This is a genomic window from Planctellipticum variicoloris (assembly GCF_030622045.1).
Taxonomy (GTDB): Bacteria; Planctomycetota; Planctomycetia; order Planctomycetales; family Planctomycetaceae; genus Planctellipticum; species Planctellipticum variicoloris.
On record NZ_CP130886.1, the window covers coordinates 4249703 to 4263191 of the forward strand.

9 protein-coding genes are annotated in these 13489 nt (G+C 62.5%); 1 reads left to right on the forward strand and 8 read right to left on the reverse strand.

Annotated features, from left to right (window positions below; translation table 11 throughout):
* Nucleotides 1-7: 7 nt before the first annotated feature.
* The 6 genes from SH412_RS16525 to purH all read right to left on the reverse strand — a co-directional run bounded on the left by SH412_RS16525 (nucleotide 8) and on the right by purH (nucleotide 7632).
* Entirely contained in the window at nucleotides 8-790 is a 783-nt protein-coding gene (locus SH412_RS16525; RefSeq protein ID WP_336519121.1) for a phytanoyl-CoA dioxygenase family protein, read from the reverse strand.
* A 63-nt stretch (nucleotides 791-853) separates the two neighbouring features.
* Nucleotides 854-2272, reverse strand: coding sequence for a sigma-54-dependent transcriptional regulator (locus SH412_RS16530; RefSeq protein WP_336519122.1), 1419 nt, complete (start codon nucleotides 2270-2272; stop codon nucleotides 854-856).
* 79 nt (nucleotides 2273-2351) lie between these two features.
* Entirely contained in the window at nucleotides 2352-3077 is a 726-nt protein-coding gene (locus SH412_RS16535; protein WP_336519123.1) for a sensor histidine kinase, read from the reverse strand.
* A 123-nt stretch (nucleotides 3078-3200) separates the two neighbouring features.
* Nucleotides 3201-5339, reverse strand: coding sequence for a polyribonucleotide nucleotidyltransferase (gene pnp / locus SH412_RS16540; protein ID WP_336519124.1), 2139 nt, complete (start codon nucleotides 5337-5339; stop codon nucleotides 3201-3203).
* 200 nt (nucleotides 5340-5539) lie between these two features.
* Nucleotides 5540-5809 carry a 30S ribosomal protein S15 gene (gene rpsO, locus SH412_RS16545; protein ID WP_336519125.1) on the reverse strand — a complete coding sequence of 90 codons (270 nt, stop codon included), beginning with the start codon at nucleotides 5807-5809 and terminating at the stop codon, nucleotides 5540-5542.
* A gap of 233 nt (nucleotides 5810-6042) precedes the next feature.
* Nucleotides 6043-7632: a bifunctional phosphoribosylaminoimidazolecarboxamide formyltransferase/IMP cyclohydrolase gene (purH, locus tag SH412_RS16550; RefSeq protein WP_336519126.1), complete on the reverse strand. Its 1590-nt coding sequence runs from the start codon at nucleotides 7630-7632 to the stop codon at nucleotides 6043-6045.
* Between the two features lie 417 nt (nucleotides 7633-8049).
* On the opposite strand from purH, the gene SH412_RS16555 reads away from it, so the two are divergent.
* On the forward strand, nucleotides 8050-9204 hold the full coding sequence (locus tag SH412_RS16555) for an IS110 family RNA-guided transposase (protein ID WP_336519127.1): 1155 nt from the start codon (nucleotides 8050-8052) through the stop codon (nucleotides 9202-9204).
* A gap of 116 nt (nucleotides 9205-9320) precedes the next feature.
* On the opposite strand, the gene SH412_RS16560 is transcribed toward SH412_RS16555, so the two are convergent.
* A complete protein-coding gene (locus SH412_RS16560; RefSeq protein WP_336519128.1) occupies nucleotides 9321-9659 on the reverse strand; it encodes a hypothetical protein in 339 nt (112 codons plus the stop codon).
* A 72-nt stretch (nucleotides 9660-9731) separates the two neighbouring features.
* Nucleotides 9732-13463, reverse strand: a complete 3732-nt coding sequence (locus SH412_RS16565; protein ID WP_336519129.1) for an isoleucine--tRNA ligase — start codon at nucleotides 13461-13463, stop codon at nucleotides 9732-9734.
* Nucleotides 13464-13489 lie beyond the last annotated feature (26 nt).

The window sequence follows — 13489 nt, forward strand, 5'->3', positions numbered from 1 at the left end:
GCTCCTTTCAGCCCGGCGTCAGGAGCAGTTCGGGATAGTCCGCCGACCGCGTGCCGGGTTTCGGCGGATTGTCCAGCGGGCGAAACGTGAAGACCGCCGAGTACTTCGTCTCACGGGAGAAGTTGCGGGTCGCGGCGTGGAACGTCAGACAGTGAAAGAACAGCACGTCGCCGGGCTGGAGCGTGACGAACTGCTTCGTCGCGATCAGCGGCTGATTGACAGGCAGGTCCGGCCGGAGGAATGTCCGCTCGTCAAACTGATCGGGCTGGTAGGTGAGGCGGTGCGTTCCGGGGATGACCTGCAGGCAGCCGTTGTCCTGCGTTTCCGGACCGAGCGCGACCCAGGCGTTGACCAGCTCCGGCCGCTGAAAGGCCCAGTAGCGGATGTCCTGATGCCAGCCGGTTTCGCTGCTGAAGTCCGGATGCTTGGTCATGATGCAGTTGTGATGAGCCAGCGGACTGACGACTTTCGGACCGAGCAACTGCTGCAGCCGCCCGAGAATCACAGGCTGCATGACCCATTCGAGAAAGACGTAGTCTCGCGTGAAGGCCTGCTTGAGCCGACGGACCGTCCGGCCGCCGCGGGCGTCGAGCGATTCCGGGGAGCCGGGATACTTGACGTCGGCCTCGTATTCGATCGGACCGATCTGCCGGCTCAGACCGTCGTCGGTGACCGCCCGCATCCTGCCGACAAACTCCGGGGTGGTCAGACCGCGGGCGACAACGTAGCCGTCGCGGGAAAAGTTCTCGAGATCCGTCGCAGAAAACAGGCCATCCGGGGCAGTGGTCACAATGAACTTCATCCACAGCAGGAAAAGACATGAGGCCGGTCGACGACGAGCGCCAGGCGGGCCTCAGCCCTTGATCTCGTACTCTTTGAGTTTGCGATACAGCGTCCGCTCGCCAATCCCCAGCATCTGGGCGGCCTCGTCTCGTTTGCCCTGGGTAATTTCGAGAGCCCGTTCGATGTAATACTTCTCGACTTGATCGAGCGGCTTGCCAACGAGCTGGTCGGCTCCGCTGCGGCCGCCCGGCGCCATGCCGTCGTCCGCGGTCAGTCCGACCGGAGCAATTTCGTCGGGAAGGTCGTCGACGTCCAGACGACCGTCTGCATCCATCACCAGCATCCCCTGCACGACGTTTTTCAGCTCGCGGATGTTTCCCGGCCAAGGATGCGCCATGAGCGCCTGCTGAACCTGGCGGGTAATCGTCGGGGCGGGACGGTGCATCTGGGCGGAAAACTGCTTGAGAAAATGCTCGGCCAGGAACGGGACGTCGACCCGCCTTTCGCGCAAAGGCGGCAGGAACACGGTCACGACCGACAGCCGGTAATAGAGATCCTTGCGGAAGGTCCCTTTCTTGACCATTTCCAGCAAGTCGGCGTTCGTCGCCGCCACCAGACGGACATTGATATCGTGCTCGTCGTTCGCGCCCAGCCGGGTAATTTTCCGATCTTCGAGGACGCGCAGCAGTTTGACCTGCGTCGACATGGGAGTCTCCCCCACCTCGTCCAGGAATAGCGTGCCGCCGTTGGCGTACTCGAACTTCCCGATCCGCCGGGCCGTCGCCCCCGTGAAAGAGCCGGCTTCGTGGCCGAACAGCTCGCTCTCCAGAATGCTTTCCGGCAGCGCGGAGATATTCAGCGGCACGAAGGGTTTGTTCTTCCGGTCGCTGTTCTGATGAATGGCGCGGGCGACCAGCTCCTTGCCGGTACCGCTTTCCCCCTGAATCAGGACCGTGGCGTCGGTGGGCGCGACGCTACGGAGCTTCTCCACCACGCGATGCATGGCGGTGCTGTCGCCGACGACCCCTTCAAAGCCGAACTTCTCGTCGAGGCGGCGGTTGAGCTCGGCGTTCTTGCGCAGCAGCCGGACACGCGCGCTGGCTTTTTCAACCGTCTCGCGCAGCTCCTTGATATCGAGCGGCTTCGTCAGGTACTTGAAGACGCCATGCTGCCCGGCGGCGACCGCCGTCTTGATCGACGCGTGACCGGTCAACAGGATTACTTCCGCGTCGGGCAGCTCCTGCTTGGTCTTCCGCAGAATCTCAAGCCCGTCGATGTCGTCCATCATCAGATCGGTGACGACGACGTCGTAGTTCTGGCTCTCGACGAGGTGAGCCGCACGCTGCCCCGAACCGGCGACGGTGCAATCGTACCCGACGCGGCGCAGGCTTTCGGCGACAGCCTGCGCGTGGGCCTCGTCGTCATCCGCCACAAGAACGCGGATGGACTGACCGGGCAATTCGGGAGTTTCAGCCTCGGCGGCGGACATGGCGATGGAAGACTGCTGGAGTTACCGTTCGGGCGGCGGGTGCGAATCCGTCCAAGTCTACCCGGCGGGAGGCCGGTTTTCACGGGAGGAGCGCAGGAAGGGTGATCACAAAACGCGTTCCGCGGCCGACGGCGCTCTCACAATCGATTTCGCCCCGATGACCTTCCACGATCTTTCGGACCGTTGGCAGCCCGAGTCCGCTGCCCTGAGACCGGGTGGAATAAAACGTCTCGAACATCCGCGCCTGCGTGGCGGCGTCCATCCCGTGACCGTTGTCGATGATCTCCAGCACGACCCGACCATCTCGCGCAAACGTCTGCAGTTCCAGCACGCCCCCGTCAGGCATCGCTTGGGCCGAATTGCGCGAGAGATTCTGCAACACCTGCCGCCATAGCTGACGATCCAGCAGCACGGCAGGGAGATCGATCCCCAGATGCGGGCTGATTTCAATCCGCTGTTCGGCAGCCAGCGGCTGATAGAACTCGATGAAGTCACGGACGACTTCATTCAGGTCCGCCGGTTCAAGATTCAGCCGGCCGACGCGGGCGAACTGCAAAAAGTCCTCCAGGATCCGTTCCAGATGGTCGCATTCCTTCCGGACGGTACTCACCTTCTGCAGCAGGCGTCGATCCCGCTGGGTTTCCGCTCCTTGCAGGTCCTCCGCCATCAGGTCCAGGCTGAGGACGATCGTCGAAAGTGGATTGCGGATCTCATGCGCCAGGCCCCCCGCCAGGGACGCGATCTCGGCGTACCGCTCCTGCAACTTGCGGTGCTCGACTTCGAGTTCGGCGTGATCGACGGTCATGGTCGAATCATCCGCGGAGAATGTGACGGCTTCCAGACTCGGCCCCGCTACGAACGGCGGGGCCGAACCCTTCGGTTCGACCCCGCCCGTCGCTCATTCATTCCCGGTCGATACTGGCGCCGCTCAGGCGTCGGCGTCGCCCGAATTGCGTTCGGCTCCGCCGTCGGATTGACCCGTTTCCGCCAGCACCGCCTTGCGGGACAGTTTGACGCGGTTCTGCTCGTCGACGGCGATGACCTTCACCTGGATCTTATCGCCCAGTTTGCAGACTTCGTCGATCGACTTCACGTACCCGTCGGACAGCTCGCTGATGTGGCAGAGGCCGTCCTTGCCCGGAGCGATCTCGACAAACACGCCGAAATCCTTGATCGACGCGACCGTGCCGTTGTAGATCCGGCCGACCTTGATCTCCTCGGTCATCGCTTCGACGCGGGCCAGAGCCTCCTCGGCGCCGGGACCGCGCTCGCCGGCGATGATGACGGTGCCGTCGTCCTGAATGTCGATCTGGGTGCCGGTTTCCTCCTGGATCGCCCGGATATTCTTGCCCCCCGGACCGATCAGCAGACCGATCTTGGACGGATCGATCTTCGTGCGGAGCAGACGCGGTGCCAGCGGGGACAGTTCCGGACGCGGCCGGCGGATCGCCGTCAGCATAGTCTTGAGCAGGTCGATGCGGGCGCCGCGAGCCTGTTCGAGGGTCTTGCGGATAATCTCCTCGTTGATGCCGGCGATTTTCAGATCGAGCTGAATACCGGTCACGCCCTTCTGAGTTCCCGCGACCTTGAAATCCATGTCGCCGAAGTGATCTTCGTCACCCATGATGTCGGTCAGCAGCACGAAGCGATCCGCCTCTTTCACGAGGCCGATCGAGATCCCCGCCACCGGCTGGGTAATCGGCACGCCAGCGTCCATCAGCCCCAGCGTCGCGCTGCAGACCGAGGCCATCGAGCTGCTGCCGTTCGACTCGGTGATGTCGGAGATGACCCGAATCGTGTACGGGAACTTTTCTTCGCTCGGGAGCACCGACTGAACGGATCGCTCCGCCAGGCAGCCGTGGCCGATTTCACGCCGGCCCGGTCCGCGAATCGGACGGCATTCGCCGACCGAGTACGACGGGAAGTAGTAGTCCAGCATGAACCGCTTGGAATACTCGGGGAAGATGCCGTCGATCTTCTGAGCGTTCCGGACGGTGCCCAGCGTGACCGTGCAGAGCGACTGGGTCTCGCCGCGGGTGAACAGAGACGAGCCGTGGACGCGCGGCAGCACGCTGGCGCTGCAGGTCACGCCGCGCAGATCGGCGGGAGTCCGCCCGTCCAGCCGGCGGCCTTCCAGAATCAGGTCGCGGACGACGCGGGCTTCCAGCGCGTGGAACGCCTCTGAAAACTGCGCTCGCGTCCCTCCCTGGGGACTTTCGGCGGCGTCTTCGGGGAACAGCTCGGCAATCAGCGCCTTCTTCAGTTCGCCGACGGCGCCACGACGATCGGCCTTGTCGCCGCCCGTCTTCGCCTCACGCAGCTTGGCGTAAGCCTTTTCCTTGAGGGCGGCGGCGAACGGGTTGACGGCGATCTCGGGGGCGGCCACGGGGGCCTTGCCGAGCTTTTTCGCCAGTTCTTCCTGCAGCTTGCAGATCTCGACAATCGCCCGGTGCCCGAACATGATGGCGTCGGCCATCACGGCTTCCGGCAACTGGTGGGCGAAGCCCTCGATCATCAGGACCGAATCCTTCGAACCCGCCACGATCAGATCCAGCGTGCTCGTCTCCAGTTCGGTGCGGGTCGGCATCAGAACGAATTCTTCGTTGATGCAACCGACCCGCACGGCGCCGATCGGCCCCTGGAACGGCATTGAGGACACGGTGAGCGCTGCGCTGGCGCCGTTGATCGACAGGACGTCCGGATCGTTTTCCTGATCCACAGACATCACGTTCGACATGATCTGGACTTCGTCGGTATACCCTTCCGGGAACAGCGGACGAATCGGACGGTCGGTCAGGCGGCAGGTCAGAATCTCGCGGGTGGTCGGACGACCTTCGCGCTTCAGATAGCCGCCGGGGAACTTGCCGGCCGCAGCCGTCCGTTCGCGGTAATCGACGGTGAGCGGGAAGAAATCGGTTCCAGGTCGGGACGGCCCGTCCTGGGCGGCGACGAGGACGACGGTATCGCCGTAGCGGATCATCACGGCGCCGGCGGCTTGCTTGGCGATTTCGCCGCATTCCAGACTGAGCGTCCGGCCGGCCAATTGGGTTTCTACAGTCACTTTCACGGGAAGACCTTGCAGATTAGAGAGATGTGCATTCGAAGAGTTTTGGGCGGAGGCAGCCGCAGGGGGCAACCGTCAAACGCCGGCCGGCTCCAGAGTGAGCCGGCAAAACAGCGCGCAACCCCGCACGGCGTACAGCAGGACGCCACGCAAGACTTCGCGCGGACGAGCCGGGGAGAAGCGCCGCGTGGCGCGCTGCGGAACTACTTACGCAGCTTGAGCTTTTCGATCAGCTCGTAGTACTTGGCCGTATGATGCTCTTTCATGTAGTCGAGCAGGCGGCGGCGCCTGGCGACCAGCATCAGCAGACCGCGACGGCTGGCGTGATCCTTCATGTGGCCCTTCAGGTGTTCGGTCAGCGCGTTAATCCGCGCGGTGGTGACCGCAATCTGCACGTCAGGCGAACCGGTGTCGGCTTCGCTGCGACGGTACTCCTGAATGACTTCCGTCTTACGTTCTTTCGTGATCGACATTTCACAAACCCTGTTTTCGCGGGAACTGCTGCAAGGAAAAGAGATCGCCACGACTGTGCCGGGTCAATCCCATCCCGGCTGAGGGTGCAATGGCAGCCCCGCTGTTCACAAACTCACGTTTCAACTCTTTTTCCTGAGGACGCAGTGTATCAGGAGCGCACGAGGATTCAATGGAACGGCGGAACGGAAAGACGTGAACGCCCGAAACCATTCCGTGAACATTCAAGACAATTTCAGTGCCGGAAGTGGCGGCGGCCCGTGAAGATCATCGCCATGCCGTATTCGTTGCAGGCCTCGATCACCTCATCGTCCTTCTTCGAGCCGCCAGGTTCGATCACCGCGGTCACCCCCGCTTCATGAAGCTCGTCAATCCCGTCGCGGAACGGGAAGAAAGCGTCCGAGGCGCAAACCGCCCCCTTGCCCCGGTCCCCCGCCTTATGACAGGCGATGTACGACGAGTCCAGACGACTCATCTGACCCGCTCCGACTCCGACGACCTGCCCCTGTTTCGCCAGCAGGATCGCATTCGACTTGACGTGTTTGCACACCAGCCACGCGAAGTGCAGGTCGGCAAACTCTTCCGGCGTGGGATGCCGAGCCGTGACGACCCGCCATTCGTCCTGCGGATCCGTCGCTTCGTCCCGGTCCTGAATCAGCAATCCCCCCGTCACCCGTCGCATGTCCTGGGTAATCGGTCGCGGATCGAGCATCCCCGCACACTGCAGCAGCCGCACGTTCGCCCGCCACTTGGGACGCGTGGTCAGCATTTCAAACGCCGCCGGCTCATAAGACGGCGCAATCACGGCTTCAATAAATCGCCCCGCCGCACAGAGTTGCTCGGCCGTGGCCAGATCCACCGGCCGGTTGAAGCCGAGGATCGATCCGAAGGCGCTGATCGGATCGCCCGCGTCGGCATTCTCGTAGGCTTCCGACAGATGCGCCGCCACCGCGCAACCGCAGGGGTTGTTGTGCTTGATGACGACTGCCGCCGGCTGCTGGAACTCGCGAACGATCTGCATCGCCGCGTCGAGATCCAGGAGATTATTGTACGAAAGCTCTTTTCCATGCAGCACTTGCGCCGCGGCGAGGCTCGCCGGGGCCGGATGCTGCTCGACATAGAAGGCCGCCCGCTGATGTGGGTTTTCGCCATAGCGGAGCGAGCTCCGGCGTTCGAAATGCAGGCTGAGCTGCGACGGAAAGTCGGGGTCCTGCCCAGTGCCGTCGCCGCGGACCAGTGTCGACATGTAATCGGCGATCGCCCGGTCGTAGCGCGCCGTCATTTCGAACGCGGCCGCAGCCAGTTCCCGGCGAAGTTCGACCGGCAGCGGCCCCTGCTTCAGAGCTGCCAGAACCTGGTCGTACTGGTCCGCGCGAGTCACAACCCCCACGTAAACATGGTTTTTCGCCGCCGAACGGAGCATGCTCGGCCCGCCGATGTCGATCTGCTCAATCGCTTCCGCGGGCGTACAGCCAGGCTTGGAAATCGTCTCGACGAACGGATAGAGATTCACCACCACCAGCTCAAACGGCTGAATGCCATGAGCCTGCATCGATTCGGCATCGCTCGCCAGATCGGGCCGGCCGAGCAGGCCGCCGTGGACGCGGGGATGCAGGGTTTTCACCCGGCCGTCCATCATCTCTGGGAAGCCGGTGTATTCGGAGATATCGGTGACAGAGAGCCCCATCTGAGCCAGCAGGCTGCGGGTGCCGCCGGTCGAGATAATCTCGAAGCCGAGTTCGACGAGCCCCTGGACGAAGGGGACGAGGCCGGACTTGTCGCTGCAACTGATGAGTGCCCGTCGGGGGGCCGCGCTGACGGTCATGCTGGTCGGTCTTTCGCACGATTGGCGTCGCCCGAGAAGTCGTTTCTCGCAGAGACGCAGAGGAAATTCAGAGTTCGCAGAGGATACCAAGAGCGGCCGCGGAATGGGAATCCGTCAAGGATTCAGCCGGAGAACCGGATTTCAAGGCGGTGCACATTGAAATACAAAGAAGGCGAAGAGAACTTCACCGCGGAGGCGCGGAGGACGCGGAGAAAACCGAAGAAAGAAAGTAGAAGTAAGCATTGAGCATTACTAAATAAAGTGATCAAGAAGATCCCCAATATCACTGAAGCAGCCGGCTCCGGCCTAAAGACATTTTGCACTCATCACGACTCAATATTCACTTTTCATTCTCCGGATCTCCTCTCCGCGTCCTCCGCGTCTCGTATGTTGAATCCATCTACCCCGTGTGGTGTCATGGGACACGCGGCGGGGGCCGCTTCGGAGCGTAGCGACGAAGCGGCCCCCCCCGCGGCCGGCGACAGATCGATCGCGTCTGGGGCCTCAGAGCCCGCCGCGGAGCTGGATCGTCGTCGGCATGGTCGTACCAGCCCGAACAGCCGTTTGAGCCGGAAGCGTTCTCGAAACTCTCCGAGCTCGCATTTACGAGATTGGGAACACGCCATCGACCCCCGCATCCACATCGGCATCGACGTCTCCAAGGCACGACTCGATGTCGCCATGTCCGACTCCTCTTCCCTCCTGGCCGTCGACAACGACCTCAAGGGCTTCCTGAAACTCCTCAAGCAGCTCCCCCCACCCGACCGCTGCCAGGTCGTCATGGAGGCCACCGGCACCTATCACTTCGACGCCTTCCTCTGTCTCAACGATCACGGGTATCACGTCGCCGTCGTGCCCCCCATCCGCGTCCGCGCCTTTGCCACAGGGGCCGGATGGATCGCCAAAACCGACGCCATCGACGCACGCGTCCTCGTTCGTTACTCCAAGGTCGCCGAACTCCAGATCACCGAAAAACCCTCCGATTTCCAGCTCAAACTCCACGCACTCGTCACTCGCCGACGGCAGCTCGTCGACCTCCACGTCCAGGAGTCCAATCACTTCGAAGCCGCTCGCGACAAGGCCGTCAAAGACGACATCGAGCAAACCCGAAACATGCTCAAAATACGCATCACTGCCATCGAAAAACAGATCGACGATCTCTGCGACTCCGACCCCGATGCCAAACGCCGCGTCGAACTCATGACCTCCGTCCCAGGCATCGCCAAACGGACAGCCGCCGTGCTCCTCGGAGAACTCCCCGAACTCGGCGACGCCAACCGCCAGCAGGTCGGAGCACTCGTCGGCGTCGCCCCCTACAACCGCGACAGCGGCAAGTCCTCCAAACTCAGATCCATCCGCGGCGGCAGAGCCTCCGTCCGTTCCGCTCTCTACATGGCGGCACTCACCGCCTCACGCTGCAACCCCGTCATCAGACCGTTCTATCGCAGACTCAAAGACGCCGGTAAGCCAAGCAAGGTCTGCCTCACCGCCTGCATCCGCAAACTCCTGACCATCCTCAACGCGATGATCAAATCCGACACCGCCTGGAACCACGGACTCCAAAATGCGTAAATCTCACAAATCCACCTTGACCAACAACACAGCCGCTCCGCGGTAAATCCTCTTCGTCAACTCTGCGTCTTTGCGTTCTGTTCTGCGTCTCTGCGTGAAATCTTCTCTTCAGAAAATCACCGCCAGAAGCGGAACCAGCGGGCAAACCAGAGTTGCCACCAGAAGCGGTTGCGGCTGCGTTCTGAGGCGGCATCCAGCGCCTGCCCCGCGAGGAACTTGTCCCCCGCGTCCGCCGTGCCGACGTCGACGCCGCAGGCGACGCAGAACTTCACCCCCGGCGCGAGGGTCTTCTTGCAGAGCGGGCATTTGACCCCCGCGGCTTTCGCCTTGCCGCCCCCCTCCCCGGCCCGCTTGGGGTTCCGTTTCGGGGCGTCGCAGCCGGGACAGGGAGCGCTGATTTCGTGATCGTGGATCACGAACCGCGTGCCGCATTCGTCGCACGTCACCTTCGGCATGGCAGGTTCCTGAGGGTTTCTCCGGCGGGTGCGTCGAAACGCACCCGCCGAAAAGGTGGCTCAGGATACCATTTAGACCGCTTCCATCCAGATCTGGATTTTCGCGTCGCCGACGGAGACCGACTTGGACTCGGCGGGGACTTCGCTGGCGGTCAGGCTGTCGGCGAGGGTTTCGCCGCGGATCGTGTCGCCCCATTCGGCGATCGCCGTGGCCAGTTCCAGGCTGTCGGAGGCGTAGCCGATGCGGATCCGCTGTTCAATCTCCAGGTTGGCGTCCTTCCGCAACTGCTGAATCTGGCGGATGAAGTCGCGGGCCATCCCCTCGCGGAGAAGCTCGGGTGTCAGGTGCAACGACAGGGCGACCTGCACGCCCCGTTCATCAGCCACAACCCACTCGGCGGCCTGTTCCGTCCCAACCTGGACGTCTTCCGGAGCCAGCGTGACCTCGTTGCCATCGAGATTCACGGTGACCGACTGTCCCTCGCGGAGTGCCGTCAAAGTGGCGTCGGGCAGCGTCGGAATCTTTTCCCGCAGCAGGTTGAGCAGCTTGCCGTACTTCGGCCCCAATGTCTTGAGGTTGGCACGATAGGTATAGCGGACAATATCCGCCAGGCTGTCGCAGCCGGTGACCTGCTTGATGTTGAGCTCGTCGCCGATCACGTCGGCGAGCCGTTCGATCGATTCGCGCTGGCCGGGATTGGTCGACGCAAACCGCAATTCCGGCAGTGGCTGCCGGACCCGCTGATCGGCAGTTTCCCGCAGCTTATGCCCGAGCTTCACCACTACCTGAGCCAGCGCCATCCGCTCGTTCAACCCCGCGTCGAGCAGTGTTTCGTCGACGGTCGGGTAATCGCACAAATGCACGGATTCGGGTTGATCGTTGATGGTTGATCGTTGATGGTTAGAGACGGAATTTGAGTTTCCATCAACGTTCGACGATCGACCATCAACGAGATTCTGGTACATCCGCTCTGACAGGAACGGAATCATCGGTGCGAGCAGCTTCGCCAGCGTCAGCAAGACGTCGTAGAGAGTCTGGTAGGCTGCCAGCTTGTCCGTATCGCCGGCATCCCTGCTGCGCCAGAACCGGCGGCGATTCCGGCGGATGTACCAGTTCGACAGGTCGTCGATGAAACCCGCGGCCAGCCGGCAGGCTTCGGGGGAATCGTAGTTTTCCCAAGCGGCCCGCATGCCGCCGATCAGCGCCTGCAGGTTCGACAGAATCCAGCGGTCGATCTCCGGCCGCTCGGCGACGGGAATCTGCGCCACAGTCGGGTCGAACCCGTCCAGCCGGGCATAGTTCACGAAGAATGCGTAGCTGTTCCAGAGAGGCAACAGCACCTGCCGACGGACTTCGTCGCTCGGGCTGCTCGTGACCAGGCAGGTTTCCACGCCATCAATCGTCCGGTCGGTCGGGCCGTTCAGCGTCGGCAGCGTCACCTTCTGGTCGGGATGCCGGGTGCCGAATTTCAGGTCGCTGGCCGGGTTCTGCGCCAGGTACATCCAGCGCATGGTGTCGACGCCGAGCTGCTCGGCCGCTTCTTCGAACCAGATGGCGGTGCCATCCGACTTGTGCATCGGCTTCCCCTCCTCGTTCATCACGAGGCGGTGTCCGAGGAGGGTCTTGAACGGCTGCTTGTCGGCGGCGGTCGCCTCTTCGTGGCGCATCATCGTCGCCAGGGCCAGCATCGAATAGAACCAGTTGCGAAACTGCCCCGGGAAACACTCCGTCACCAGATCCGCCGGGAACCACTTCTGCCAGTAGTCCCGGTCGGAGTTGTAGCCCAGCGTGCTGAAGGGGACGATCCCCGCGTCGAGCCACGGATTGCCGACGTCCGGCACGCGATGCAGAACGGGGCCAACGGATTCCCCATTCTCCTTGCGACGAATCTTGACCTTGTCGATCCACGGCTTATGCGGGGTATGCCCCTGAAATTCGTCCCAGCCTTCAACCGCCAAATCCTCCAGCTCTTTCAGATCACCGACGACGAAAAAGTCGCTTGGATTGGCGGGGTCGACCCAGATCGGCAGCGCCAGGCCCCAGAAGCGTTTTTTAGAAATCATCCAGTCGCGCATGATGGAGAGCCATTCCACCTCGCGATCCTGCCCTTGGATGCTGTCCGGCAGCCAGCGGATCTGCCGGGTGACGTCCATGATCTCCTCGCGCCAGTCCATGTTGATGAACCACTCGTCGACGAGCCGGAACACCAGTTCGTCGCCCGTGCGCCAGCAGAACGGATAGATGTGCGGATATTTTTCCTCGGCAACCAGCAGCCCCTTTTCCTTGAGCCGGCGGATGACGAGATCGACGGTTTCCGGATCGGTCGCCGACCGCCCGGTGAATTCGCCGAAGCCGTAAAGAAACCTGCCGTCTTCGCCCAGCGGAGCGATGCTGACAAGGCCGTTCGCCATGCCGATCTGATGGTCGATATCCCCACAGCCGGGGGCCGAGTGGACGATGCCCGTCCCTTCGCCAGCGACGACGTTGGGATTCCCTTTGAAATCGCGACCGCCGTCGATGACGCGATGGCAAGCGACGGCGCTCGGAGCATCAGGCTTCAGGTCCGCCGGAGCAGGTGCTGGAGAACCTCCCGGCTGCTGCTGGGCGGCCAGGTCATCGAAAGGCCCGACATACTGCCGGCCAATCAGCTCCTTGCCGAGCACGGTCCCCTCGACCTCATACCCCCCCTGCTCTTTGAACATCTGCGAAAGGGTTTTGAGCTTCGGACAATCCTTCGGCCAGCCCCATTCCGGGCGGCCGAAGCCTTCTTTGAATTCCTTCGCCAGCCGCTGGTACTCCAGGTTGTCCTTGGCGAAGAAATAGACCGCCCCGTCCCGCTTGGCCCGCAACTTCACGTATTCGAGGTCCGGATTGACCATCGCCGCCACGTTGCTGGTGAGCGTCCAGGGGGTGGTGGTCCAGATGAGGAGGGACTCGTTGATCGTTGATGGTTGATCGTTGATGGACGGAGATTTCGAATTCGTCTGACTATCAACGATCGACGATCGACGATCGACGCCCTCCGCCAGCAACGGAAACTTCACAAACAGCGCCCGATGCACCGTCAGCTTCCGCCCATCCGCAACTTCCATCTGGCTGTAGGCGCTGCCCCCCCGGCCGGACCAGGGCATCACGTCGTGACCGCGATAGACCTTGCCGCGCTCGAAGCACTTCTTGAGGAACGTCCAGATCGTCTCGTTGTTGTCGGTCGAAAACGTGAAGTAGCTGCCACCCCATTCCAGGCTCCCCAGCCGCTCGACGATGCGCTCGGCGGTGTCGCGAACCGTCGTGTCCGGCTGCTTCGGAGGAACGAACTCCACCTGCCGGTCGGTGCCGATCGCTTCGGCCAATTTGCGGAGCTGCTCCGGGTCGTCCCATTCCATCCAGTAACCCAGACGGACGGACTGTTCCGTCTGTACCGCGGCGTACTTGAGGACGCGCTTCTTACATTCCCAGACGAACTTGTCGACGCCGAACTCTTCGATGGCGCTCTTGGCGCCCAGGCCGAGCTGCTTTTCGACTTCCACCTCGACCCACAGTCCCTGGCAGTCGAAGCCGTTCTGGTAGCGGAGGTCGCGGCCGTTCATGGCCCAGTAACGCTGAAAGGCGTCCTTGTAGGTCCGACCCCAGGCGTGGTGGACCCCCATCGGATTGTTGGCGGTCATCGGCCCGTCGAGAAAGCTCCACGGCTGACGACCGGCATTCAGCGCCCGGCGTTTGGCGAAAATGGCCCGGTCCGTCCAAAACTTGAGCATCTCGTGCTCGCCACGGATCAAATCAGCGTCGCCAACCTTCTGAAACATGTCCGCCCGTCTTTCCTGCTGGTCTG